We start from the raw sequence: 22,986 nt of genomic DNA on the forward strand, positions 1-22,986 counted from the left end.
GAAGGCCGCGTCCTTGCGGCACCTGCTCATCGTTGCTGGGCCTGCTGCACCTGAATGATCGGAGCCATGCCGGCGGCGCCGTCAGCTTGCTCCCACAGGCTCTGCGTATAGCCAGTAGTGACTACACCCAGACCAAAGATGAAGACCAAAATCCACAGAATATCGGGCTTACGTTTCATTTGTGTTCGCCTCCCCCTACCAGGCGAAATGCTTGCGTCGAGTCAGTGTGATTTATCGTTCTAGGACTCGATAGGCCACCTTACAGCCGCGGCATTTTCCGTGAAGCATCGGCACCGCGCAAACAGGTATTGCAGCCGACTGTCGGAGATTTTGCCATCATGGTCTGATCGAACCGCCTGACAGAGAGCAATGTTCATGCCTTACTGGCTTATGAAGTCTGAACCGGATGAATTTTCCATCCAGCATCTGAAAAAACTGGGGCAAGGACGCTGGGACGGCGTACGCAACTATCAGGCGCGAAACTTCATGCGACAGATGCAACAGGGCGATCATTTCTACTTCTATCACTCCAGTTGCGCCGAGCCCGGCATTGCCGGAATCGGTCGTATCATCCGTAGCGCCTATCCCGATTCAACTGCGCTCGACCCTGCCAGCCCTTATCACGATGCCAAGGCCAACAGCGAGGCCAATCCGTGGAGCGCGGTAGATGTCGAATTCGTGGAAGCCTTCCCGACGCCAGTGAAACTAGCACGCCTGAAAGCAGAACCAGCACTGGAAGGGCTGGCGCTGGTGAAGAAAGGCAGCCGCCTATCGGTAATGCCGGTGAGCGACGAGGAATGGCAGTCGATTCTGGCAATGCGGTGAGCTACTGGATAATCAGGTTGTTGAACAACAGATCATCGATCAGCGGCGCGCCTTCTTCCTGCTCGAGCACTTCGCGCACCTGCCTCAACGCTTCTTGGCGTAGCTGTTCCTTGGCTTCCGGGCCACCCAGCGTCTCATCGGTCTGTTCGGAAAAGAGCATCACCAGCTGATGGCGAATCAGCGGCTCGTGGTGCTTGACCCTGTCCTCCACTTCCTTGCTGGAGATGCGCAGCGCGACGTCGGCCTTGTAGTACTTCAGCCGCTCGCCGGAACCATAGTTACCGACCATGGCCGGGACCAAGGTGTAATAAAGCGCCTGAGGTACCGTCTCGCCGGGCGAGTCTTGCGCGACGGCCGGCCCAGCAACGACGAAGCCAAAAAACAGGGCGATCAAATACTTCACGGGCACTGCTCCAAGAGAAACCTGCGTCAGCATAACCAGTAGCTGCAGCGCACCCAAGCCAATCACGCAACCGCCCGCCACTTATACGCTGCCATTACAGCGAACGATGCTGATTGCCTCGCTGCGCAGCGCTTCTAGACTGGATAGTCCCGAGCAGTCGAGCCATCCATCGTCGGGCACCAAACGCCCGACCAGTCGAACAAGGAAAAGCGATGAAAGCCGTTCTGTGCAAAAGCTTCGGTCCGCCGGAAAGCCTGGTTATCGAAGATGCCCCTTCCCCGCAGCTCAAGCCGAGCGAAATCTTGCTCGATGTGCATGCCGCCGGGGTTAATTTCCCAGACACCCTAATGATCGAGGGAAAATATCAGTTCAAGCCACCGTTCCCATTTTCGCCCGGTGGCGAGGCGGCCGGCGTAGTCGCCGCAGTCGGCGAGAAGGTCAGCCACATCAAGGTGGGTGACCGAGTCATGGCACTGACTGGCTGGGGCAGCTTCGCCGAGCAGGTCGCCGTCGCCGGCAGCAATGCCCTGCCGATGCCACCGAGCATGGACTTCGACACTGCAGCAGCCTTCAGCATGACCTACGGCACCTCCATGCATGCACTGAAGCAGCGCGCCAACCTGCAGCCAGGAGAAACTCTGCTGGTGCTAGGTGCATCCGGCGGTGTCGGCCTGGCTGCGGTAGAGATCGGCAAGGCCATGGGCGCGCGCGTCATCGCCGCAGCCTCCAGCGCCGAGAAGCTGGATGTGGCGAGAAATGCCGGCGCTGACGAGCTGATCAACTACAACGAAGGCAGCCTGCGAGAGCGCCTGAAGGAACTCACCGGTGGCCAGGGCGTGGATGTGATCTACGATCCGGTAGGCGGCAAGTTTTTCGAAGAAGCCTTCCGCAGCATCGCCTGGAACGGCCGCATGCTGGTGGTGGGATTTGCCGCGGGCGGGGATATTCCGGCGCTGCCGGCAAATTTACCCCTGCTCAAGGGCGCCGCGCTGATAGGCGTGTTCTGGGGCGCCTTTGCTCAGCGCCAACCGCAGGACAACGCCGCGAACTTCCGCCAGCTGTTCGCCTGGCATGCCGAAGGCAAGCTCAAGCCGCTGGTTTCGCAACGTTTCGCTTTGCAAGACACAGGCAAAGCCATCGCTACGCTGGGACAGCGCAAGGCGGTAGGCAAGCTGGTCGTGCAGGTGCGCTGACGCACCGAAGGATGCGCAGGAAACGGTAGGCCGCTTCCTGTGCAGTCAGCAGCCGGATCAGTGAGCGGTGCTGGGTGCTTCGCCGGCGCTCTGCATACGCGTCATTTCCTGAGCGTAGAGTGCGTCGAAATTCACCGGAGCCAGCATCAGCGCCGGGAACGAGCCGCGGGTCACCAGGCTGTCCAGCGCTTCACGGGCGTAGGGGAAGAGGATGTTCGGGCAGAACGCGCCAAGGGTGTGGCTCATGGCGGCGGCTTCGAGGCCTTTGATCAAGAAGATCCCGGCTTGCTGGACTTCTGCGATGAAGGCAACTTCTTCGCCGGTCTTCACGGTAACTGACAAGGTCAGCACCACCTCGTGGAAGTCACCCTCCAGCGCCTTTTGCTTGGTATTCAGGTCCAGCGCGACACTCGGATTCCATTCCTGACGGAAAATTTCCGGGCTCTTCGGCGCTTCGAAGGACAGGTCGCGGACGTAGATGCGCTGCAGGGAGAATTGCGCGCCCTGCTCGGTCTGCGATGCTGCGCCGCCGTTGTTAGCTTGTTCGGTCATTTCTGCAACCTTCTTTGTGCGTGTCGTTTGATTTGTTAGCGGCCCCGCGCCGGCACTCAGGCCTGCAGCATCGGATCGAGACGTCCACTGCGCTCCAGAGCATGCAGCTCATCACAACCGCCGACGTGCTGATCGCCAATCCATATCTGGGGTACGGACGTGCGCCCGGCCTTGCTGGCCATCTCGGCGCGCAGGGATGAATTGCCATCCACGGGAATTTCCTCGTAGACGACGCCCTTGCGATCGAGCAGCGCCTTGGCGCGAATGCAGAAAGGACACCAGGCGGTGGTATAGATGACGACGTTGGGCATGATTACTTGACCACTGGCAGATTGTCGCCGCGCCAGCTGGAAATCCCTCCCGACAGCTTGGCGGCGGTGAAGCCTGCCTTCTGCAGCTCACGGCAGGCCGTTCCGGCGTGCTGCCCCATGGCATCGACCACGATAATGGTCTTGGCCTTGTGCTTTTCCAGCTCGCCTGTGCGGCTGACCAGCTTCTCGTAGGGAATGTTCAATGCATCAACGATATGACCGGCATCGAACTCCTTCTTGGCGCGCACGTCCAACACCACGCCCTCGTCACTGTTGACCAGTGCCGTCAGTTCGCGGTTGCTCAGGCTCTTACCACCCTTGCGTGTCTCGGTGATGAACAGAAGGATCAACAGCACCACGAACAGGCTGCTGAGTACATAGTGGTTAGAGACAAATTCAATCAGGTTAGCGAGCATCAACGGGTACCCGGACGATAAAATGCGGGCCAGTATACACACGCCCTCCTACCGGCTGAACCCTGATGAATCGTGACCTCGTCCTGGTCAGCCAGTAGACTGGCCGCCCTTTTCCGCCCTGCGCAAGGAGCCTGAAAGCATGCCCGTCGCACCTAATGCCGTGCCCAAACCCCTGGTACTGATCATTCTCGATGGCTTCGGGCACAGCGACAATCCCGAGTTCAACGCCATTCACGCCGCCCGCAAGCCGGTCTATGATCGTCTGCTGGCCAGCCAGCCGCACGGACTGATCTCCGGCAGCGGCATGGACGTCGGCCTGCCGGACGGGCAGATGGGCAACTCCGAGGTCGGCCACATGAACCTGGGTGCCGGCCGGGTGGTGTATCAGGACTTCACCCGTGTGACCAAGGCGATTCGCGACGGCGACTTCTTCGCCAACCCCACCATCTGCGCCGCCGTCGACAAGGCCGCAACTGCCGGCAAGGCAGTGCATATCCTCGGCCTGCTCTCCGATGGCGGCGTGCATAGCCATCAGGACCACCTGGTCGCCATGGCCGAACTGGCCGCCCAGCGCGGCGCCGAGAAAATCTACCTGCATGCCTTCCTCGATGGTCGCGACACCCCGCCGAAGAGCGCACAGCACTCTATCGAGCTGCTCCAGGCCACCTTCACCCGCCTTGGCAAGGGCCGTATCGCCAGCCTGATCGGCCGTTACTTCGCCATGGACCGTGACAATCGCTGGGACCGCGTGCAGCAGGCCTATGAGTTGATCGCCGAGGGCAAGGCCCAGTACCGCTCCGACTACGCCGTAGACGGCCTGATAGCAGCCTATGAGCGCGGTGAAAGCGACGAATTCGTCAAAGCCACCACCATCGGCGAGCCGGTGCGCGTCGAAGATGGCGATGCGGTGGTATTCATGAATTTCCGCGCCGACCGTGCTCGCGAGTTGACTCGTTGCTTCGTCGAACCCGGCTTCAGCGAGTTCCAGCGTGCCCGTGTACCGCAATTGGCTGAGTTCGTCATGCTCACTCAGTACGCAGCGAGCATTCCCGCACCAGCAGCCTTCGCCCCGGAAGCGCTGACCAACGTGCTTGGCGAATACCTGGCGAACAACGGCAAGACCCAGCTGCGTATCGCCGAAACGGAGAAGTATGCCCACGTCACCTTCTTCTTCTCCGGCGGTCGCGAAGAGCCCTTCCCCGGCGAGGAACGCATTCTGATTCCGTCTCCACAGGTCGCGACTTACGACCTGAAACCGGAGATGAGCGCTCCCGAGGTCACCGACCGCATCGTCGATGCCATCGAAAACCAGCGTTATGACGTCATCATCGTCAACTACGCCAACGGCGACATGGTCGGCCATACCGGTGTGTTCGATGCCGCGGTCAAGGCCGTGGAGTGCCTGGACAGCTGCGTCGGACGTATCGTCGAGGCATTGGACAAGGTCGGTGGCGAGGCGCTGCTGACCGCCGACCACGGCAACGTCGAGCAGATGGAAGACGCCATGACCGGTCAGGCGCACACCGCACATACCTGCGAGCCGGTGCCGTTCATCTATATCGGCAAGCGCCACGTCTCTATCCGCCAGGGCGGCGTGCTGGCGGATGTCGCACCGACCATGCTGACTCTGCTTGGCATGCCGGTGCCGGCAGAGATGACCGGCCGCTCGATCATCGAGCTGAACTGATTGCTCCAAGGGGGGAAGCGGATGGCGCCAGCCTCCGTTTCCCGCTACAGGCTTCAAGCTTCCAGCTTGCTTTTTAGGCATACTACGCCGGTCATAACGCTCGGTTGACGCCCTCCAATGCCTCGTACTTTTCTTGCCCTCGCCTTCCTCTGCCTGCTCGGTCCTGCAGTGGCGGACGATCGTGCCGCAACGCGGCAGCAGATCGAAGCTGCCCGCCAGGACATCAATGAACTACAGAAGCTGCTCAAGCAGATCGAGCAACAGAAATCCGGCGTTCAAAAGCAGCTGCAAACCACTGAAAGCGAGATGGGGCAGCTGGAGAAACAGGTCGACACCCTGCAGCAGGAAATCGACCGCAGCGAGGCGGAACTGGAACGCCTCAACGAGGAGAAGACCACCCTCGAAGGCGCACGCCTGGAACAGCAGCGCCTGATCGGCCTGCAGGCCAGAGCCGCCTACCAGAACGGTCGCCAGGAGTACCTCAAACTGCTGCTCAACCAGCAGAATCCAGAAAAATTCAGCCGCACCATCACCTATTACGACTACCTGAACAAGGCACGGCTCGAGCAGCTAGACAGCTTCAACGAAACGTTGCGGCAGCTGGCCAATGTCGAGGCCGATATCGAGACCGAGCAAACCGTTCTGGCAGAAAAGAAGAATGGCTTGCTCGAGCGTCGCGACCAGCTCGCCGAGGTGCGCAAGGAACGTCAACAGGCGCTCGCCAAGCTCAACAGCGACCTGTCCAGCCGCGAGCAGAAGCTGCAGGCACGCCGCCAGGAGCAGGCCCAGTTCGAGCGCGTGCTCAAAACCATCGAGGAAACCCTGGCCCGCCAGGCCCGTGAAGCCGAGGAAGCGCGACAACGCGCGCTGCTAGCCGAGCGCCAGCGAGAGCAGCAACGCCAGGCAGCGGGCGCAGCACCGGCACCAAGCGGACCTACGGTGTCCAGCGCCGGCGGCAACTTCGGCGGGCCGTTCTCCCAGGCCAAGGGCAAGTTGCCCTGGCCAGTCGACGGACGTCTCGTCGCCCGCTACGGCACTCCGCGCGGCGGCGACGCTCGAACCAAGTGGGACGGCGTTCTGATCGGCGCCAGCGTCGGCACTCAGGTCCGCGCCGTCCATGGTGGACGGGTAGTATTCGCCGACTGGCTACGTGGCGCCGGCCTGCTTGTGATTCTCGACCATGGCAATGGCTATCTGAGCCTGTATGGTCACAACCAGAGCTTGCTGCGTGACGCCGGCGACATCGTCAAGGCCGGCGACCCGATTGCCACGGTAGGCACCAGCGGCGGCCAGGAAACTGCCGCACTGTATTTCGCCATTCGGCAGCAGGGCCGCCCCAGCGACCCTGCCCAATGGTGTCGCGCGCAAGGCTAGCGAGCAGCGGCGTTCGGTCATACCGAGCCGCCCGTGTCGCCAAGCGCGCCCTCTCATAACTGGAGTTCGACATGTTGCACCTGCGCCGTTTTGCCCGCCCATCCATGCTCGCCCTGGCCGTCCTGCTAGGCATGCAAGGCGGCGCCTGGGCCCAGCAGCCACCGGCGGAGACGGCGGCGCCAAGCGCTAAGGCTCCCCTGCCACTGGAAGAGCTGCGCACCTTTGCCGAGGTACTGGATCGCATCAAGGCCGCCTATGTCGAGCCAGTGGATGACAAGACGCTGCTTGAGAATGCCATCAAGGGCATGCTCAGCAACCTCGATCCCCACTCCGCGTACCTGGAACCCGAGGCATTCGCCGAACTGCAGGAAAGCACCAGCGGCGAATTCGGCGGCCTGGGCATCGAGGTGGGTATGGAGGACGGCTTCATCAAGGTCGTCTCGCCGATCGACGATACCCCGGCCTCCAAGGCCGGCATCGAAGCCGGCGACCTGATCGTCAAAATCGACGGCCAGCCGACCAAGGGCCTGTCGATGATGGACGCCATCGCCAAGATGCGCGGCAAACCGGGCAGCAGCATCAATCTGACCCTGGTGCGCGAGGGCGGCCAGCCGTTCGACGTGAAGCTGACCCGCGCGATCATCAAGGTACGCAGCGTGCGCAGCCAACTGCTGGAGCCGGGTTACGGCTATCTGCGTGTCACCCAGTTTCAGGTCAACTCCGGCGAGGAAGTGGGCAAGGCCCTGGCCAAGCTGAAGAAGGATAACGAGGGCAAGAAGCTGAACGGCCTGGTCCTCGACCTGCGCAACAATCCCGGCGGGGTTCTGCAGGCCGCGGTGGAAATTTCCGACCACTTCCTCACCAAGGGCCTGATCGTTTACACCAAAGGGCGTATCGCCAATTCCGAGCTGCGCTTCAATGCCGACCCGGGCGATGCAAGCGAAGGCGTGCCACTGGTTGTGCTGATCAACGGCGGTAGCGCTTCGGCATCCGAGATCGTTGCCGGTGCACTGCAGGACCACAAACGCGGCGTGGTAATGGGCACCGACAGCTTCGGCAAAGGTTCGGTACAAACCGTGCTGCCGCTTAACAATGATCGCGCCCTCAAGCTCACCACCGCGCTCTATTACACCCCCAGTGGGCGTTCGATCCAGGCGCAGGGCATCGAGCCGGACATCAAGGTCGAGCGCGCCAAGCTGACCCGCGAACAGGCCGCCGATGGCTTTCGTGAAGCGGACCTGGCCGGGCACTTGGGCAACGGCAACGGTGGGCCGGACCGTCCCACCGCGACGCAGATCGCCAGCGACTCGCCTCGCCCGCAGGACGACGACTACCAACTCGGCCAGGCGCTGAACCTGCTCAAAGGGCTGAACCTCACCCGCGGCCAGTGAAAATGGCCGGCTGGGCGGCAGGCCTGGCGCTGCTGGTGATACTCGCCAGCCAGGCGCTTTATGCCGACGAGCCCGCAGCCACAGCGGAGCATGCGCCGCGGCCCAGGCTTACCCTAATCATCGATGACCTCGGGCAGAACCCGGCACGCGATCAACGCGTGCTGCAGCTGCCGGGCCCGGTGGCATTGGCGATCCTGCCGGACACCCGCCACGCAGCCGCGCTGGCCGAGCAGGCCCATCGCGCGGGCAAGACCGTCATGCTGCACATGCCGATGGCACCTGCCCAAGGGCGCTTCGCTTGGCATCCACAGCTTCCCCATGACGAACTGGCACGCCGCCTCGATGCAGCCTTGGCAGCCGTTCCGCATGTCAGCGGGCTGAACAACCACATGGGTAGTGCGATGACCGATCAGCCGCAGCCCATGACCTGGCTGATGGGTGAGCTGCAGCGCCGCCACCTGTTCTTCCTCGACAGCCGCACCAGCCCACGCACCGTAGCCGCCGCCAGTGCCCAGCGCACGGCGCTGGCCAGCCTGTCCCGGGATATCTTTCTGGATGACGACCCATCGCCAGCGGCCGTGGCGGAACGCTTCCGCGCCGCGATCGCGCTGGCCCGCAAGCAGGGCTCGGTCGTCATCATCGGCCATCCCCATGAAAGCACCCTTACCGTGCTGGAGCGTGAACTGCCACGCCTGGCAGCGCAGGGCATCGAATGGGTCGATATCGGGCAGATGATCGCCACGCGCAGCAACCGCGCAATGGCCGCACATGGGCGCGGCGGCATCTATCGATGAGTCAGAGATAGCGGCGCAACATCGCATCCACCGTGCCGTCAGCACGCATCGCATCCAACGCTCCCTGCAGGCGCTCGACCACTTCGTCCGGCGTCGCGCGGTTGAGCGCTAGGAACAATCGCGCTTCATTGAAACGCAGCACCGGCTTCAGGCCAGTCACGCCTTCCTGCTTGGCCAGATAGGGTCCCACCGGATCGGCTGTCGCCCAGACGTCGATCTGTCCCTTGAGCAGTTTGCCGACGTTCTCCTGGTCGCGCAGCGAGTTGATCGGCGCCAGGCCCTTGCTCTCCAGATGCTGGCTCACCGCATCGTTCTTGTAGGCACCGATGCGCAGGTTGCGCGCTTCGTCCAGTCCGGACAGGCGCAACGGGCTGTCAGCTGGCGCGAGCAGAACCCAGCTGATGCTCGCCAGCGGGCCGACCCACTTGAACTGGGGCTCACGCTCGGCGGTGAAGGTAGTGGAAAAGAGTCCCTGGTCAGGCTGCTCAAGTACCTGTTTATAGATGCGATCCCAGGGAAAACGCAGGCTCAGCTCATAACGGATCTTCGCGCGGCGAAACATCTCACGCACGATGTCGGCATTGATGCCGTGGATCTTCGCATCGGCTGCGTAGTTCTTGCCGTCCTCGGCCATGTTGAATGGTGGAAAGTTTTCGGTCAGCAGCACGACGCGGTAGTCGTCAGCCAGCTCGGCGTGCGCCTGGGCGCAAAGCAGCAGTGCGATGGTGGCAAGGATTCTTCTAAGCATGGCTCGTCCCTTCGTTCTGGATTCCTCGACCCGCCCTCCGCGGATCATGGCCGAACCGGTCGAAAGCAAGATGCGAACCAGCACAGCGCTGCAGCAGCGTAGCCCAGAAAGCGCGATACAGAGGGAACGATGGACGCGCCAGAACGGCGCGGGAGGGATGGCCGGCGCACCCTACTGGCGCGCCGCCATTACATTACGCTCAACGCAAGGCGCGCTGAGCGAAGGGGTCAGAGGTAGCGTGCGTTGATCGCGTCGATGACGCCTTCGCTGCGCATCTGGTCGAGCGCCTTTTGCAGCTTCTGCACGGTTTCGTCGGTGACCTGCTTGTTCAGCGCCAGATACAGCTCCGCATTGTCGAAGCGCAACACGCGCTTGAGCCCTGTTACGCCTTCCAGACGCGCCAGGTAACGGCCGGCGGGGTCGCCGGTGGCCCACAGGTCGATCTTGCCGTCGATCAGCTTCTTTACGTTCTCCTGATCGCGCAGGGCAAGCACCGGCTTCAGGCCCTGACCGTCCAGATGCTCAGCGATGGCGTCGCCCTTGTAGGCGCCCACGCTGTACTGGCTGGCCTGTTCCAGGCTGGTCAGGTTGATCGGGCTGTCGCCGCGAGCCAGCAATACCCAATCATCCGGACCGATCGGGCCAACCCACTTGAACAGCTCTTCACGCTCAGGCAGGCGTGCCGTGACGAATACACCGTAGTTGGCTTGCTCCAGCGCCATGCCGTAGATGCGCTCCCAGGGAAAGCGCAGCGTCAGGCTGTAATCGATGCCGGCGCGCTTGAACATCTCGCGCACGATATCCACCGCAATACCGGTGATGTGCTCGTCGCGGGCGAAGTTCTTGCCATCGTCCGCCATGTTGTAAGGCGGGAAGTTCTCTGTCAGCAGGTCGATCTTCACCGGCGCTTGCGCATGGGCCAGCGTGGCGCCGAACAGCAGCGCCGCAGCGGCGAGGGAAGCGATGGTCTTGAGCATGTGTGAAATCTCCTGATTGTTTGTCCGCAACAGCCGCGGACATGTCCTTATATGGGCATTAAGCCTTGTTCAGCTGCACGTTGAGATCAACGCATCACGATGCCGCGGGCGGCCAGGTAGGCCTTGGCTTCCGGAATGGTGTATTCGCCGAAGTGGAAGATGCTCGCGGCCAGCACTGCATCGGCCTTGCCTTCGAGGATGCCATCGGCCAGGTGCTGCAGATTGCCGACGCCACCGGAGGCGATCACCGGGATGCACAGCGCTTCGCTGATGGCGCGTGTGACGCCGAGATCGTAGCCGCTCTTCACGCCGTCCTGGTCCATGCTGGTCAGCAGGATCTCGCCAGCGCCCAGGTCTTCCATCTTCTTCGCCCAGGCCACCGCATCCAGCCCAGTGGGCTTGCGCCCGCCATGGGTGAATATTTCCCAGCGGTCCGGCTCGCCCGGAGCGGAAACCTTCTTCGCATCTATGGCGACGACGATGCATTGCGAGCCGAAGCGATCGGCGGCCTCGCCGACGAACTCCGGGTTGAACACCGCGGCGGTGTTGATCGAGACCTTGTCGGCGCCGGCATTGAGCAGGTTGCGGATGTCCTGCACGGTCCTGACCCCACCACCGACGGTCAGCGGGATGAATACCTGGCTGGCCATGCGCTCGACGGTGTGCAGCGTGGTATCGCGGTTGTCGACACTGGCGGTGATGTCTAGGAAGGTGATCTCGTCGGCGCCCTGCTCGTCGTAGCGGCGGGCGATTTCCACCGGGTCGCCGGCATCGCGGATGTTCTCGAACTGGACGCCCTTGACCACGCGGCCGTTGTCCACGTCGAGGCAGGGAATGATGCGTTTGGCCAGGGCCATGGCTTTCTCCGAAAGCAGCTTCTTCAAGCCGCAGGCTTCAAGCTGCAAGTAGCGTGTAGGGTGGATCACGCTGCACCGATCCACCGCAGATCAGCGAATCACTCGTCCTTGTACTTCAGGTCGCAGAGCGCCTGCGCCTCGGCCACATCCAGCGTGCCTTCGTAGATTGCCCGGCCGGTGATGGCGCCGACGATCCCGCGGGTGTTGGTGTCGAGCAACTTCTGGATATCGCCGATGTTGTGAATGCCACCAGAAGCGATCACCGGGATGCGGCTGGCATTGGCCAGGGCCACGGTGGCCTCGACGTTGCAGCCCTGCATCATGCCGTCCTTGGCGATGTCGGTGTAGACGATCGCCGAGACGCCATCGGCCTCGAAGCGGCGAGCCAGATCGACCGCCTGCACGCTGGAGACTTCCGCCCAGCCATCGGTGGCGACAAAGCCGTCCTTCGCATCCAGGCCGACGATGACCTTGCCCGGGAAGGCGCGGCAGGCCTCGGTAACGAACTCCGGCTCTTTGACCGCCTTGGTGCCGATGATCACGTAGCTGACGCCGGCGCGCACGTAGTGCTCGATGGTTTCCAGGGTGCGGATGCCGCCACCGATCTGGATCGGCAGGTCCGGGTAGCGCTTGGCGATGGCAGTGACCACCTCGCCGTTGACCGGCTGGCCTTCGAAGGCGCCGTTGAGGTCGACCAGGTGCAGACGACGGCAACCGGCCTCGACCCACTTGGCGGCCATGGCCACCGGGTCGTCGGAAAACACCGTAGCATCGTCCATCAGGCCCTGGCGCAGACGCACGCAGGCGCCGTCCTTGAGATCGATAGCGGGGATAATCAGCATGGCTTGAACCTGTTCAAATCAAGTGTCGGTTAAGGGTCAGCTCTTCTCGAGCGCCCACAAGTCGCTTTCGATGCTCTCGAACCGTTCCTTAAGGTGGCTCTGCACGTCGAAGATCGCCTTGTTGTAATACAGCGGTGCGATTTCCCGGGCGAACAGATCGAGCACTTCCTGCGCCTCGAACGAGCCCAGCTCGAGTTCGAACCGCTCTTCCAGAAAGCGCTTGATGATCTGTTGCGCCGCCTGCTCCTGAGCGGCATCCAGCGTCAGGACCGGCGGCTTGAACTTGGCCCTGCTCATTACCAGCGACCATCCCAGGCGGCGAAGTTCTGCAGCAGCTGCAGGCCGTGGGTGTGGCTCTTTTCCGGGTGGAACTGCACGGCGAAGCGCGAGCCATCGGCCAGCGCGGCGGCGAAGTCGTTGCCGTAATGGCCGCGACCGACCACCTGCCGCGGATTGCCGGCCTCGATGTAGTAGCTGTGCACGAAGTAGAAGCGCCCATTGTCCGGAATCGCGTGCCAGAGCGGGTGGTCGACCACCTGCTTGACCTCGTTCCAGCCCATGTGCGGCACCTTCAGGTGCTCGCCGTCCTCGTGCAGGTCCTTGCCGAAGAAGCGCACCTGGCCGGGGAACAGGCCGATGCAATCGACGCCATCGTTCTCCTCGCTGCGCTCCATCAGCGCCTGCATGCCGACGCAGATACCGAGGAACGGGCGATCCTGACTGACTTCGCGAACCAGCTCGTCGAAGCCCAGCCGGCGGATCTCGGCCATGCAGTCGCGAATCGCGCCGACGCCGGGAAACACCACGCGGTCGGCCTCACGGATGACCTGCGCATCGCTGGTGATCAGCACGCGGCCAGCGCCGACGTGCTCCAGCGCCTTGGCTACCGAATGCAGATTGCCCATGCCGTAGTCGATGACGGCAACGGTCTGCATTACAGGCACCCTTTGGTGGACGGCATCTGCCCGGCCATGCGCGGATCGAGTTCGACAGCCATGCGCAGCGCGCGGCCGAAGGCCTTGAACACGGTTTCGATCTGGTGGTGGGTGTTGATACCGCGCAGGTTGTCGATGTGCAGAGTCACCAGGGCGTGATTGACGAAGCCCTGGAAGAATTCCTGGAACAGGTCGACGTCGAACTTGCCGACCACCGCGCGAGTGTAGGGCACGTTCATGGTCAGTCCCGGGCGCCCGGAGAAGTCGATCACCACCCGCGACAGCGCCTCGTCCAGCGGCACGTAGGAATGCCCGTAGCGGGTCATGCCCTTCTTGTCGCCGATGGCTTTGGTGAAGGCCTGGCCGAGGGTGATGCCGACGTCCTCCACGGTGTGGTGGTCATCGATGTGCAGGTCGCCGTTGCACTCGATATCCAGGTCGATCAGCCCGTGACGGGCGATCTGGTCGAGCATGTGCTCCAGGAAGGGCACGCCGATGGCGAAGCGCGCCTTGCCGGTGCCATCCAGATTGATGGTGACCTTGACCTGGGTTTCCAGGGTGTTGCGCTCTACGTAAGCCGTACGTTCGGACATCAACAGCTCCGCTGATCGTGGGCGAAAAGGGGCACATTATAGGCGCAAACGCCGCAGCACGGATACGCGCCGGGCTTACTGGACTGCATCTTGCAGGAACCTGCGCGTCAACCCGCGGAGGTGCCGCCCATGCACGGACGGAAAATGCCTGCGACCCTGCGCTTCATGCTGGCGTCCCGGCGCAGCGAACTGCTCGGCCTGGAAGACTTGGCGCGCACCTGCGAACTGGTCACCCGCATCAGCCAGCTGGTGCACGCGCTGCAGAAAGAGCGCGGCTACTCGAACATCTACCTCAGCGGTAACGCGCCGCATCAGCGTCAGCAGCTGGACGTGCTCAGCCTTGAAGCCGAGGCGCTGGAGCGCGACGTACGCCTGGATCTGGACCGCATCGAACTGGATGCCGTCAGTACGGCGGACAAGACCCGGCTGTTCACCCGCATTGCCTACGCGCTGCACAGCCTCGATGAGCTGCCCGCGCTGCGCCGGCGCATCCGCGAGCACGCCATCAGCATGCAGGACGCCACCGCGACGCTGGTGCGGCTGATCGGTGGTTTGTTGGCTGTGGTGTTCGAGGCGGCCGACACCGCTGCCGATCCGGATATCACCCGTTGCCTGGTGGCGCTGTTCAATTTCATGCAGGGCAAGGAACTGGCCGGGCAGGAGCGCGCGCTCGGGGTGGTCGGCTTCGCAAGCGGCTATTTCCGTGCGGACATGCTGGAACGTCTGGAACATCTGCTCGAAGGCCAGGAGCGCTGCTTTGCGACCTTCGAGCGCTTCGCCAGCGCTGCCGCACAGGGACTATGGCGGTCGCTGTGTGCAAGCGAGGCCAACACCCAGGCTTGCCGACTACGCGACATCGCCCGCCGAACCAGCCCGGGCGCGGTGGTCGAACCGCCGCTGTGCGAACTCTGGTTCGAACTGCACACGCAGCGCATCGACGCGATGAAGCAGGTCGAGACGCGTCTTGAGCAGGATCTGCTGCTGCAGTGCCGATATAGCATCGAGCGCATCCGCAAGGGCCTGCAGAGCCACCGTAAATTGCTCGACGGCATCGCCGACATGCACGCCGCGGCCGAGCAGGCGAAGCTGTTCAGCGTGCAGACCAGTGATCTCGACACGCCACCGCCGGACGGCATGACCGCAATGGTGGCTCGCTCGACCCTGGAACTGCTGCTGACCCAGAGCGTGCGTCTGCAGGGCCTCAATGAAGAATTGCGCGAGGCACGCCAGGCGCTGGATGAGCGCAAGCAGGTGGAGCGCGCCAAGCAGCAGCTGATGCGCCAGCAGGGCTTCTCCGAGGGCGAGGCCTACAGCTGGCTGCGCCAGGCGGCAATGAACCAAGGCCTGCGCCTGGAAGAGGTCGCTCAGCGCTTGTTGGCACAGGCACAGCCTGCGGCCGAGCGCGCCCCGGCCGGCACCTTGGGCCAGCGTTGCAGGCACTGAAAACAGGCACGCTTCTCCATCTGAGCATCTGGCCTGCCCCGCAGATGTGCATCCGGCTTCACGATTGGCAGGTCGCCAACCGCTGTAAATATCGCCGAAGTCGGTCGCGATGATGCACGGGCGCTAATTGGATGCCCGATGCAAGTGCTTGATTTGACGGCAGCCTTCAACCAATTCGAAACCGCGGCACGCCACTCCACTGGTCGCACGAGCAGTTCTGGCACAGCTTTCGCAATGCTCAGGCAAGGCCGGATCTTTCGGCTTTCACAACTCCTCATCAGGACAACGGTGTCCACGCTCTCCGGCTCAAGCCGGGCGGTGTGGCGCCGTTTTTTTTCGCCCAAAGGAAAACCCGACCATGACCGACAAGCCGAACAACGACCAGCCCAGCAGCGTCACGCTGGCCTCGCGCCGCAGCTTTCTCAAGCATTCGATCATTGCCGCCAGCGGCGTTGCCTTGTTCGGCGGCATGTCCCTGGGCATGCGTTCGGCCGCCTGGGCGGCGGGCGGGGATGTGGAGACCAGCAAGGCCAAGCTCGGCTTCATTGCCCTGACCGACGCCGCACCGCTGTTCGTTGCCGCCGAGAAGGGCTTTTTCGCCAAGTACGGGATGACCGAAGTCGAGGTGCTCAAGCAATCCTCCTGGGGCACCACCCGCGACAACCTGGTGCTCGGTTCGGCGAAGAACGGCATCGACGGCGCGCATATCCTCACGCCCATGCCGTACCTGATCAGCGCCGGCACCGTCACGCCGAACAACCAGCCGGTGGCCATGTCGATCCTGGCGCGACTGAATCTGTCCGGGCAGTGCATTTCGGTCGGCGAGGAATATCGCGACCTGAAGATCGGCCTCGATAGCACACCGTTCAAGGCCGCACTGGAAGCGAAGAAGGCCAGCGGCAAGAAAGTCAGCGCAGCGATGACCTTCCCCGGCGGCACCCATGACCTGTGGATGCGCTACTGGCTGGCGGCAGGTGGCATCGACCCGAATGCCGATATCAACACCATCGTCGTGCCGCCGGCGCAGATGGTTGCCAACATGAAGGTCGGCAGCATGGACACCTTCTGCGTCTGCGAGCCGTGGAACGCCCAGCTGATCAACCAGAAGATCGGCTACACCGCCAACACCACCGGCGAGCTGTGGCACAACCACCCGGAAAAGGCCTTCGCCCTGCGCAGCGACTACGTGGCGGCCAACCCCAACGCGGCCAAGGCGCTGACCATGGCGATCATGGAAGCCCAGCAGTTCTGCGAGAAGGCCGAGAACAAGGAGGAAGTGGCAAAGATCTGCTCGCAACGCAAGTGGATCGGCGCGCCCTACAAGGACATCGTCGACCGCATGAAGGGCAATTTCGCCTACGGCACCGGCAAGGTCATCGAGAACCATCCCGAGCAGATGCGCTACTGGGACGACCACGCGTCCTACCCGTTCCAGAGCCACGACCTCTGGTTCCTCACCGAGAACAAGCGCTGGGGCTATCTGCCGGCCGACTTCGACAGCCAGGCGTTGATCGCCAAGGTCAACCGCGAAGACATCTGGCGTGCCGCCGCCGGCGAGCTGAACCTACCCGCCGAGCTGATCCCGACCTCCACCTCCCGCGGCGTGGAGAAGTTCTTCGACGGCAAGGTGTTCGACCCCGAGAACCCGCAAGCCTATCTGGACAGCCTGACCATCAAGGCCATGGCCTGAAGACCGCAACCCGCGAGGAAAAGCCCATGAATGCCAACGTCAAACTGCAGCCCGCCACCGCCGAGCCGGTATCCATCGTCCGCCCTTCCCGGCTCGCCGCACTGGCTCGGCGTAGCGGCCGCTATGCGGTGCAGCAGCTGGTGCCACCCCTGGTGATTTTGCTGGTACTCGGCGTTATCTGGGAAATGCTCTGCTCCGGCGCTGACGCCGCGCTGCCGCCGCCCTCGCAGGTGGTCGCCGAAACCTGGGAGCTGATCATCGATCCGTTCTACGACAACGGCGGTAATGACGTGGGCCTGGCCTGGCAACTGCTGGCCAGCCTGCAGCGGGTTGCGGTCGGCTACCTGCTAGCGGTGGTCGCCGGCGTCGGCCTCGGCGTGCTGATCGGCCAGTCGGACTGGGCCATGCGCGGTCTCGATCCGATCTTCCAGGTGCTGCGAACCGTGCCGCCGCTGGCCTGGCTGCCGCTATCGCTGGCGGGCTTTCAGGACAGCCACCCCTCAGCGCTGTTCGTCATCTTCATCACCGCCATCTGGCCGATTATCATCAATACCGCGGTGGGCATCCGCAACATTCCGCAGGACTACCGCAACGTCGCCCAGGTGCTGCAGCTCAACGGTTTCGAGTACTTCAAAACCATCATGCTGCCGGCCGCCGCGCCGTACATCTTCACCGGCCTACGCATCGGCGTCGGCCTGTCGTGGCTGGCGATCATCGCCGCGGAAATGCTCATCGGCGGCGTCGGCATCGGCTTCTTCATCTGGGATGCGTGGAACGCCTCGCGCATCAGCGACATCATCCTCGCGCTCGTCTACATCGGCGTGATCGGCTTCGTGCTCGATCGTCTGGTGGCCTTCGTTGGCCAGCGCATCACCCGCGGCATTCCGGCCAACTGAGGAGCAACGCCATGAGCTATCTCTCCATCGAACACCTGGACAAGAGTTTCGTGCGCGGCAACCTCGCCTCGCAGGTGCTCAAGGACATCAACCTGAACATCGCCAAGGGCGAGTTCATCTCCATCATCGGTCACTCCGGTTGCGGCAAGTCGACGGTGCTGAACATCGTCGCCGGCCTGCTCGACCCCAGCCTTGGCGGCGTGATCCTCGACGGGAAGGAAGTCCGCGGGCCGGGCCCGGATCGCAGCATGGTGTTCCAGAACCACTCGCTGCTGCCCTGGCTGACCGTCTACGAGAACGTCGAGGTGGCGGTGAACAAGCTGTTCAAGCGCAGTATGAACAAGCGCGAACGGCGCGAGTGGATCGAGCACAACCTGGCGCTGGTAAACATGAGCCACGCGCTGAACAAGTATCCGCAGGAAATTTCCGGCGGCATGAAGCAGCGCGTCGGCATCGCCCGTGCACTGGCGATGAAGCCCAAGGTGCTGCTGCTCGACGAGCCGTTCGGCGCCCTCGATGCGCTCACCCGTGCGCACCTGCAGGACGAGGTGATGAAGATCCAGAAAGACCTGGGCAACACCATGATGATGATCACCCACGACGTCGATGAAGCCGTGCTGCTCTCCGACCGTATCGTGATGATGACCAACGGCCCCTCGGCAACCATCGGCGAAATCCTCGAGGTGAAGCTGCCGCGCCCGCGCGGCCGCATCGCCCTGGCCGACGACCCGGAGTACAACCACTACCGCCGTGCAGTGCTGAGCTTTCTCCACGAACGCCATCGCCTGCACTAAGCGAACGCGCCAACCGCCGCCGTCTCGTGCGCTGGCGGCGGTTCGGCGTATCCTTGCCGGCACTTCTGCTCAGCCGTCGCAAGGTCGCCATGCCCGTCTACGTCGAATCCGTTACCCAGCCCAGCTCGCAGGACCTCAGCGACCTGGCGAAAATCTATGCTGATGCGCCCGAATGGCTGCTGGCGCCCTATGCCAGCGCCGAAGCGTTGATAGAGGCAGCGCTGGCCGATGGTCGCCTGATCGCCGGTCGCTTCAATGACCGCCTGCTCGGCGCCGCCCTGCTGCAGCGCAGCGACGATGCCTGGCGCCTGTCGCACCTGTGCGTACGCAAACTCACCCGCAAGCGCGGCGTCGGCCGCCGGCTGCTGGAGGAAACCCAGCGTCAGGCCAGCCAAGCCGGCAAGCCGCTGCGCCTGGCCGCCCCCGCAGGTCACCTGGAAGCCAGCGCCCTGGCGGCGCGAACCCATCTGCCGCTGGATCCACTGTAGATTTCGATTGTGGGCTAAAGCCCACTCCACTCAAGGTAACGCCTGATTCGCTGCAACAGGGCGTATATGTCCTGCGCTGCGGCCGGAACCAGCTCCCCCTGCTCCACTCCAAAGCCGACCGCGTTCCCGACAAGAGCAGGCACGGGGCTATACTCGGCACTTTTCAGATTGCTCATCTACAAGGACTCGTCCATGAAATCGCTCGGCAAAATCCTGGGTCTGGTCTTTCTCGGGCTGTTGCTGATCCTGGTGGCGGCAGGCTTCGCCCTGACCCACCTATTCGATCCCAACGACTACAAGGACGAAATCCGCGACCTGGCACGCAGCAAGGCCGGCCTTGAACTGGACATCAAAGGCGACATCGGCTGGAGCCTGTTTCCCTGGCTCGGTCTGGAGCTGCACGAAACCACCCTGGCCAGTGCACAGACCCCCGAGCAGCCATTCGCCGACCTGCGCATGCTCGGCCTGTCCGTGCGCGTCATGCCGCTGCTGAGCCGCGAAGTGCAGATGAGCGACATCAAGGTGAACGGCCTCAACCTGACGCTGAACCGTGATGACCAGGGACGCGGCAACTGGGAAGGCGTCGGCCAGCCGGCCAAGCAGCCCGAACGGCCTGCGCAAACCCCGAGCGCCAGCGAACCGCAGCCCGAACCTGAAGCAGCCACGGCATCGCGCAACAAGCCACTCACGCTGGATATCGACAGCCTCACCATCAGCGACGCCCGCGTCACTTATCACGACGCCAAGACCGGCCAGCAGTACAGCGCAGAGAGTATCGAGCTGACTACCGGCGCCATCCGCGAAGGCAGCTCGATCCCGGTCAAGCTCAATGCCTTCTTTGGCAGCAATCAACCGGTCATGCGTGCACGCACCGAACTGCAGGGCGCGCTGCGTTTCGACAACCAGCTCAAGCGCTACCAGTTCGAGGACATGCGCCTGTCGGGCGAGGCTTCCGGCGAACCGCTGCAAGGCCAGACGCTGACCTTCAGCGCCCAGGGCCAGCTGCTGGTCGACCTCGCCGCGCAGATCGCCGAATGGAACAGCCTCAAGTTCACCGCCAACCAGCTGCGCGGGCTTGGTGAGCTGAAGGCGCGCGATCTGGACAAGGAAGCGAAGATCAGCGGCGCACTTACCGTTGCGCAGTTCAACCTGCGCGAATTCCTCCAGGGCACCGGCCAGAAACTGCCGGCAATGGCAGATGGCGCAACGCTGAGCAAGGCCGAGCTGGTCAGCCGTCTGAGCGGCACGGCCAACAGCCTGGCGTTTGAAGAGCTGACCCTGAAGCTCGACGACAGCACCTTCACTGGCCGCCTCGCCATCAGCGACTTCACCCGCCAGGCACTGCGCGTCGACCTCAAAGGCGATCGCCTCAACCTCGACCGCTACCTGCCGCCACCGAGCAAGGAGCAGTCGGCCGAGGCGGCGCGCAAGAGCGAGGTCAAGAGCACCCAGGCCAGTGCAATCGGCAGCGGCACCACCCCCCTGCCCAACGCGCCGACCCAACAGGCCTGGAGCGATGCAGCAGTTTTGCCACTGGCTCAGCTGCGCAAGCTCGACACCGAGGTCAATCTCGCCATCGGCAGCCTGACCGCAATGAAAATCCCGCTGGAAGGATTCAACTTCAAGGCACGCACCCGCAATGGTCTACTGACGCTGCAGGAAATGCGCGCCGGGCTGTACGGCGGTCGCCTGGATGGCTCTGCCAGCCTTGACGTGCGCCCACCCCAACCCCTGTTGACGGTGCAGCACCGCTTCAATGGCGTGCCAGTCGAGCGTCTGCTGGAAAGCCAGGGCGAAGAAGTGGTGGTCAAGGGCCTGTTGAACCTGGATGCCGACCTGCGTACCCAGGGCAACAGTGAAAAGGCCTGGATCGACAACCTCAACGGCAAGGTCGGCTTCATCATCGATAACGGCATGCTGGTCGATGCCAACCTCGAGCAACAGCTGTGCCGGGCCATCGCCACCCTCAATCGCAAGCCGCTCGCCAGCGACCCACGCAGCAAGGACACGCCGTTCCGCGAACTCAAGGGCAACCTGACCCTGCGCAACGGCGTCGCCAGCAACCCGGACCTCAAGGCCAGCATCCCCGGGCTTACGGTCAACGGCAATGGCGATGTCGATCTGCGCGTGCTGGGCATGGACTATCGCGTCGGCATCGTCATCGAAGGCGACAAGGGTGCCATGCCGGACCCGGCCTGCCAGGTCAACGAGCGCTACGTCGGCATCGAATGGCCGTTGCGTTGCCGTGGCCCGCTGGAGCTGGGCGCCAAGGCCTGCCGCTTCGACAATGACGCCCTGGGCAAGGTCGCAGCGCGGCTGGCCGGTGAAAAGCTCAACGAAAAGATCGAAGAGAAGCTCGGCGACAAGGTCAGCCCGGAACTCAAGGACGCGCTCAAGGGCCTGTTCAAGCGATGAGCCCGGAGCAGTTTGGCGCGGCGGTCCTCGACTGGTTCGACCGCCACGGCCGCAAGGACCTGCCCTGGCAGCAGGACATCACCCCGTACCGGGTGTGGGTGTCCGAAATCATGCTGCAGCAAACCCAGGTCAGCACCGTGCTCGGCTACTTCGACCGCTTCATGGACGCGCTGCCCAGCGTCGAGGCACTCGCCAAGGCCGAGGAAGATGAAGTGCTGCACCTGTGGACCGGCCTGGGTTACTACAGTCGCGCACGCAATCTGCACAAGACTGCGAAAGTTATCGTCGCCGAATACGACGGCATATTTCCTGCGGACGTCGACCAGCTCGCCGAACTTCCGGGCATCGGCCGCTCCACGGCCGGCGCCATCGCCAGCATCAGCCTGGGCCTGCGCGCACCGATCCTCGACGGCAACGTCAAACGCGTGCTGGCCCGCTACGTCGCCCAGGACGGTTATCCCGGCGAGCCGAAGGTGGCCCGCCAGCTGTGGGAGGTGGCCGAGCGCTTCACCCCGCAGCAGCGGGTCAACCATTACACCCAGGCGATGATGGATCTCGGTGCCACGCTGTGCACCCGCAGCCGCCCGAGCTGCCTGCTCTGCCCGCTCAAGGACGGCTGCCGCGCCCACCTGCTCGGACGCGAAACCGACTTCCCGGTGCCCAAGCCACGCAAGGCGCTGCCGCAGAAGCGCACACTGATGCCGCTGCTGGCCAATCGCGACGGTGCCATCTTGCTCTACCGCCGCCCGTCGAGCGGGCTCTGGGGCGGGCTCTGGAGCCTGCCGGAGCTGGACGACCTCGCAGCTCTCGACCCTTTGGCCGAACGGCATGCCCTGCAACTGGAAGATCGCCGCGAGCTGCCGGGGCTGACCCACACATTCAGCCACTTCCAGCTGGCCATCGAGCCCTGGCTGATCAGGGTCAAGTCCGCACCTGACGCCGTGGCCGAGGCCGACTGGCTCTGGTATAACCTCGCCACCCCGCCGCGCCTCGGCCTTGCCGCGCCGGTAAAGACACTGCTCAAGCGCGCCGCCGCTGAATTGCATGCAGGAGAGAACCCATGACCCGCACCGTGAACTGCCGCAAGTACAACGAAGAACTCCCCGGCCTCGAGCGCCCGCCGTTTCCAGGGCCGAAAGGTGAGGATATCTATAACAACATCTCCAAGCAGGCCTGGGACGATTGGCAGAAGCACCAGACCATGCTGATCAACGAACGCCGACTGAACATGATGAACGCTGAGGACCGCAAGTTCCTCCAGGGCGAGATGGACAAGTTCTTCTCCGGCGAGGATTACGCCAAGGCCGAAGGCTACGTTCCGCCGAGCGAGTGACTCAGGATTGCGCTAAGCGCCCGTCCGGA

The 22,986-nt window shown here is 63.2% G+C and carries 26 protein-coding genes; 14 read left to right on the forward strand and 12 right to left on the reverse strand.

Going from position 1 to position 22,986, the window contains the following annotated elements; translation table 11 throughout:
* Window positions 1–26: 26 nt before the first annotated feature.
* The gene (locus tag CXK91_RS22755; RefSeq protein ID WP_181003962.1) at window positions 27–179 is read right to left on the reverse strand and encodes a hypothetical protein; all 153 of its coding nucleotides are present in this window, start codon (window positions 177–179) and stop codon (window positions 27–29) included.
* Window positions 180–375: 196 nt separating this feature from the next.
* Between CXK91_RS22755 and CXK91_RS16160 the strand changes: the two genes are divergently transcribed.
* Window positions 376–825 carry an EVE domain-containing protein gene (locus CXK91_RS16160; RefSeq protein ID WP_103457182.1) on the forward strand — a complete coding sequence of 150 codons (450 nt, stop codon included), beginning with the start codon at window positions 376–378 and terminating at the stop codon, window positions 823–825.
* A gap of 1 nt (window position 826) precedes the next feature.
* On the opposite strand, the gene CXK91_RS16165 is transcribed toward CXK91_RS16160, so the two are convergent.
* The gene (locus CXK91_RS16165) at window positions 827–1,228 is read right to left on the reverse strand and encodes a flagellar basal body-associated protein FliL (protein WP_256055769.1); all 402 of its coding nucleotides are present in this window, start codon (window positions 1,226–1,228) and stop codon (window positions 827–829) included.
* Window positions 1,229–1,440: 212 nt separating this feature from the next.
* Here CXK91_RS16165 and CXK91_RS16170 point away from each other — a divergent pair, with 212 nt between their 5' ends.
* On the forward strand, window positions 1,441–2,421 hold the full coding sequence (locus tag CXK91_RS16170; RefSeq protein WP_103457128.1) for an NADPH:quinone oxidoreductase family protein: 981 nt from the start codon (window positions 1,441–1,443) through the stop codon (window positions 2,419–2,421).
* A gap of 57 nt (window positions 2,422–2,478) precedes the next feature.
* Here the strand turns inward: CXK91_RS16170 and secB are convergent, their stop codons facing one another.
* Genes secB through CXK91_RS16185 form a run of 3 tightly spaced genes read right to left on the reverse strand, consistent with a single transcriptional unit; the run spans window position 2,479 to window position 3,700 of the window.
* Window positions 2,479–2,973: a protein-export chaperone SecB gene (gene secB, locus CXK91_RS16175; RefSeq protein WP_103457129.1), complete on the reverse strand. Its 495-nt coding sequence runs from the start codon at window positions 2,971–2,973 to the stop codon at window positions 2,479–2,481.
* Between the two features lie 56 nt (window positions 2,974–3,029).
* A complete protein-coding gene (gene grxC, locus CXK91_RS16180; protein ID WP_103457130.1) occupies window positions 3,030–3,284 on the reverse strand; it encodes a glutaredoxin 3 in 255 nt (84 codons plus the stop codon).
* A gap of 2 nt (window positions 3,285–3,286) precedes the next feature.
* Window positions 3,287–3,700 (reverse strand): rhodanese-like domain-containing protein, encoded by a 414-nt coding sequence (locus tag CXK91_RS16185; protein WP_003282873.1) that lies wholly within the window; start codon window positions 3,698–3,700, stop codon window positions 3,287–3,289.
* Between the two features lie 139 nt (window positions 3,701–3,839).
* Between CXK91_RS16185 and gpmI the strand changes: the two genes are divergently transcribed.
* From gpmI to CXK91_RS16205, 4 genes are all read left to right on the forward strand, one after another.
* Window positions 3,840–5,387, forward strand: coding sequence for a 2,3-bisphosphoglycerate-independent phosphoglycerate mutase (gpmI, locus tag CXK91_RS16190; RefSeq protein ID WP_103457131.1), 1,548 nt, complete (start codon window positions 3,840–3,842; stop codon window positions 5,385–5,387).
* A gap of 117 nt (window positions 5,388–5,504) precedes the next feature.
* Window positions 5,505–6,761, forward strand: coding sequence for a murein hydrolase activator EnvC family protein (locus CXK91_RS16195; protein ID WP_103457132.1), 1,257 nt, complete (start codon window positions 5,505–5,507; stop codon window positions 6,759–6,761).
* A 71-nt stretch (window positions 6,762–6,832) separates the two neighbouring features.
* Window positions 6,833–8,152, forward strand: a complete 1,320-nt coding sequence (locus CXK91_RS16200; protein ID WP_103457133.1) for a S41 family peptidase — start codon at window positions 6,833–6,835, stop codon at window positions 8,150–8,152.
* A 2-nt stretch (window positions 8,153–8,154) separates the two neighbouring features.
* On the forward strand, window positions 8,155–8,946 hold the full coding sequence (locus tag CXK91_RS16205) for a divergent polysaccharide deacetylase family protein (RefSeq protein ID WP_103457134.1): 792 nt from the start codon (window positions 8,155–8,157) through the stop codon (window positions 8,944–8,946).
* 1 nt (window position 8,947) lies between these two features.
* Here CXK91_RS16205 and CXK91_RS16210 read toward each other — a convergent pair whose 3' ends face one another.
* The 7 genes from CXK91_RS16210 to hisB form a co-directional block, all read right to left on the reverse strand.
* Window positions 8,948–9,694, reverse strand: a complete 747-nt coding sequence (locus tag CXK91_RS16210) for a substrate-binding periplasmic protein (protein ID WP_103457135.1) — start codon at window positions 9,692–9,694, stop codon at window positions 8,948–8,950.
* 227 nt (window positions 9,695–9,921) lie between these two features.
* The gene (locus CXK91_RS16215) at window positions 9,922–10,671 is read right to left on the reverse strand and encodes a substrate-binding periplasmic protein (RefSeq protein ID WP_103457136.1); all 750 of its coding nucleotides are present in this window, start codon (window positions 10,669–10,671) and stop codon (window positions 9,922–9,924) included.
* Window positions 10,672–10,757: 86 nt separating this feature from the next.
* A complete protein-coding gene (gene hisF / locus CXK91_RS16220) occupies window positions 10,758–11,528 on the reverse strand; it encodes an imidazole glycerol phosphate synthase subunit HisF (RefSeq protein WP_103457184.1) in 771 nt (256 codons plus the stop codon).
* Between the two features lie 98 nt (window positions 11,529–11,626).
* On the reverse strand, window positions 11,627–12,370 hold the full coding sequence (hisA, locus tag CXK91_RS16225; RefSeq protein ID WP_103457137.1) for a 1-(5-phosphoribosyl)-5-[(5-phosphoribosylamino)methylideneamino]imidazole-4-carboxamide isomerase: 744 nt from the start codon (window positions 12,368–12,370) through the stop codon (window positions 11,627–11,629).
* Between the two features lie 36 nt (window positions 12,371–12,406).
* Window positions 12,407–12,667 (reverse strand): DUF2164 domain-containing protein, encoded by a 261-nt coding sequence (locus CXK91_RS16230; RefSeq protein ID WP_103457138.1) that lies wholly within the window; start codon window positions 12,665–12,667, stop codon window positions 12,407–12,409.
* The gene (gene hisH, locus CXK91_RS16235; RefSeq protein ID WP_003282884.1) at window positions 12,667–13,305 is read right to left on the reverse strand and encodes an imidazole glycerol phosphate synthase subunit HisH; all 639 of its coding nucleotides are present in this window, start codon (window positions 13,303–13,305) and stop codon (window positions 12,667–12,669) included. Before hisH ends, CXK91_RS16230 begins: the two co-directional genes overlap by 1 nt.
* Window positions 13,305–13,898, reverse strand: coding sequence for an imidazoleglycerol-phosphate dehydratase HisB (gene hisB, locus CXK91_RS16240; RefSeq protein WP_003282885.1), 594 nt, complete (start codon window positions 13,896–13,898; stop codon window positions 13,305–13,307). The genes hisH and hisB overlap by 1 nt, the downstream gene beginning before the upstream one ends.
* Before the next feature lie 129 nt (window positions 13,899–14,027).
* Between hisB and CXK91_RS16245 the strand changes: the two genes are divergently transcribed.
* From CXK91_RS16245 to CXK91_RS16280, 8 genes are all read left to right on the forward strand, one after another.
* The gene (locus CXK91_RS16245) at window positions 14,028–15,341 is read left to right on the forward strand and encodes a nitrate regulatory protein (RefSeq protein ID WP_103457139.1); all 1,314 of its coding nucleotides are present in this window, start codon (window positions 14,028–14,030) and stop codon (window positions 15,339–15,341) included.
* Between the two features lie 358 nt (window positions 15,342–15,699).
* Window positions 15,700–17,031 carry a CmpA/NrtA family ABC transporter substrate-binding protein gene (locus CXK91_RS16250; protein ID WP_103457140.1) on the forward strand — a complete coding sequence of 444 codons (1,332 nt, stop codon included), beginning with the start codon at window positions 15,700–15,702 and terminating at the stop codon, window positions 17,029–17,031.
* 26 nt (window positions 17,032–17,057) lie between these two features.
* Window positions 17,058–17,927, forward strand: a complete 870-nt coding sequence (gene ntrB / locus CXK91_RS16255; RefSeq protein ID WP_103457141.1) for a nitrate ABC transporter permease — start codon at window positions 17,058–17,060, stop codon at window positions 17,925–17,927.
* Window positions 17,928–17,938: 11 nt separating this feature from the next.
* Complete coding sequence (locus CXK91_RS16260) at window positions 17,939–18,721, forward strand: ABC transporter ATP-binding protein (RefSeq protein ID WP_103457142.1); 783 nt, start codon at window positions 17,939–17,941, stop codon at window positions 18,719–18,721.
* A gap of 89 nt (window positions 18,722–18,810) precedes the next feature.
* A complete protein-coding gene (gene panM / locus CXK91_RS16265) occupies window positions 18,811–19,209 on the forward strand; it encodes an aspartate 1-decarboxylase autocleavage activator PanM (protein ID WP_103457185.1) in 399 nt (132 codons plus the stop codon).
* Between the two features lie 192 nt (window positions 19,210–19,401).
* The gene (locus CXK91_RS16270) at window positions 19,402–21,624 is read left to right on the forward strand and encodes an AsmA family protein (RefSeq protein WP_103457143.1); all 2,223 of its coding nucleotides are present in this window, start codon (window positions 19,402–19,404) and stop codon (window positions 21,622–21,624) included.
* Entirely contained in the window at window positions 21,621–22,688 is a 1,068-nt protein-coding gene (gene mutY, locus CXK91_RS16275) for an A/G-specific adenine glycosylase (RefSeq protein ID WP_103457144.1), read from the forward strand. The genes CXK91_RS16270 and mutY overlap by 4 nt, the downstream gene beginning before the upstream one ends.
* Window positions 22,685–22,957, forward strand: coding sequence for an oxidative damage protection protein (locus tag CXK91_RS16280; protein ID WP_102823924.1), 273 nt, complete (start codon window positions 22,685–22,687; stop codon window positions 22,955–22,957). The genes mutY and CXK91_RS16280 overlap by 4 nt, the downstream gene beginning before the upstream one ends.
* Window positions 22,958–22,986: the final 29 nt, after the last annotated feature.

Source organism: Stutzerimonas stutzeri, from assembly GCF_002909485.1.
Taxonomy (GTDB): Bacteria; Pseudomonadota; Gammaproteobacteria; order Pseudomonadales; family Pseudomonadaceae; genus Stutzerimonas; species Stutzerimonas stutzeri_AH.

Excerpts from the sequence above, each read along its gene's own strand:
- CXK91_RS22755 (WP_181003962.1), bottom strand. The coding sequence starts at position 179 with ATGAAACGTAAGCCCGATATTCTGTGGATTTTGGTCTTCATCTTTGGT.
- CXK91_RS16160 (WP_103457182.1), top strand. The coding sequence starts at position 376 with ATGCCTTACTGGCTTATGAAGTCTGAACCGGATGAATTTTCCATCCAG.
- CXK91_RS16170 (WP_103457128.1), top strand. The coding sequence starts at position 1,441 with ATGAAAGCCGTTCTGTGCAAAAGCTTCGGTCCGCCGGAAAGCCTGGTT.
- secB (WP_103457129.1), bottom strand. The coding sequence starts at position 2,973 with ATGACCGAACAAGCTAACAACGGCGGCGCAGCATCGCAGACCGAGCAG.
- grxC (WP_103457130.1), bottom strand. The coding sequence starts at position 3,284 with ATGCCCAACGTCGTCATCTATACCACCGCCTGGTGTCCTTTCTGCATT.
- CXK91_RS16185 (WP_003282873.1), bottom strand. The coding sequence starts at position 3,700 with ATGCTCGCTAACCTGATTGAATTTGTCTCTAACCACTATGTACTCAGC.
- gpmI (WP_103457131.1), top strand. The coding sequence starts at position 3,840 with ATGCCCGTCGCACCTAATGCCGTGCCCAAACCCCTGGTACTGATCATT.
- CXK91_RS16195 (WP_103457132.1), top strand. The coding sequence starts at position 5,505 with ATGCCTCGTACTTTTCTTGCCCTCGCCTTCCTCTGCCTGCTCGGTCCT.
- CXK91_RS16200 (WP_103457133.1), top strand. The coding sequence starts at position 6,833 with ATGTTGCACCTGCGCCGTTTTGCCCGCCCATCCATGCTCGCCCTGGCC.
- CXK91_RS16205 (WP_103457134.1), top strand. The coding sequence starts at position 8,155 with ATGGCCGGCTGGGCGGCAGGCCTGGCGCTGCTGGTGATACTCGCCAGC.
- CXK91_RS16210 (WP_103457135.1), bottom strand. The coding sequence starts at position 9,694 with ATGCTTAGAAGAATCCTTGCCACCATCGCACTGCTGCTTTGCGCCCAG.
- CXK91_RS16215 (WP_103457136.1), bottom strand. The coding sequence starts at position 10,671 with ATGCTCAAGACCATCGCTTCCCTCGCCGCTGCGGCGCTGCTGTTCGGC.
- hisF (WP_103457184.1), bottom strand. The coding sequence starts at position 11,528 with ATGGCCCTGGCCAAACGCATCATTCCCTGCCTCGACGTGGACAACGGC.
- hisA (WP_103457137.1), bottom strand. The coding sequence starts at position 12,370 with ATGCTGATTATCCCCGCTATCGATCTCAAGGACGGCGCCTGCGTGCGT.
- CXK91_RS16230 (WP_103457138.1), bottom strand. The coding sequence starts at position 12,667 with ATGAGCAGGGCCAAGTTCAAGCCGCCGGTCCTGACGCTGGATGCCGCT.
- hisH (WP_003282884.1), bottom strand. The coding sequence starts at position 13,305 with ATGCAGACCGTTGCCGTCATCGACTACGGCATGGGCAATCTGCATTCG.
- hisB (WP_003282885.1), bottom strand. The coding sequence starts at position 13,898 with ATGTCCGAACGTACGGCTTACGTAGAGCGCAACACCCTGGAAACCCAG.
- CXK91_RS16245 (WP_103457139.1), top strand. The coding sequence starts at position 14,028 with ATGCACGGACGGAAAATGCCTGCGACCCTGCGCTTCATGCTGGCGTCC.
- CXK91_RS16250 (WP_103457140.1), top strand. The coding sequence starts at position 15,700 with ATGACCGACAAGCCGAACAACGACCAGCCCAGCAGCGTCACGCTGGCC.
- ntrB (WP_103457141.1), top strand. The coding sequence starts at position 17,058 with ATGAATGCCAACGTCAAACTGCAGCCCGCCACCGCCGAGCCGGTATCC.
- CXK91_RS16260 (WP_103457142.1), top strand. The coding sequence starts at position 17,939 with ATGAGCTATCTCTCCATCGAACACCTGGACAAGAGTTTCGTGCGCGGC.
- panM (WP_103457185.1), top strand. The coding sequence starts at position 18,811 with ATGCCCGTCTACGTCGAATCCGTTACCCAGCCCAGCTCGCAGGACCTC.
- CXK91_RS16270 (WP_103457143.1), top strand. The coding sequence starts at position 19,402 with ATGAAATCGCTCGGCAAAATCCTGGGTCTGGTCTTTCTCGGGCTGTTG.
- mutY (WP_103457144.1), top strand. The coding sequence starts at position 21,621 with ATGAGCCCGGAGCAGTTTGGCGCGGCGGTCCTCGACTGGTTCGACCGC.
- CXK91_RS16280 (WP_102823924.1), top strand. The coding sequence starts at position 22,685 with ATGACCCGCACCGTGAACTGCCGCAAGTACAACGAAGAACTCCCCGGC.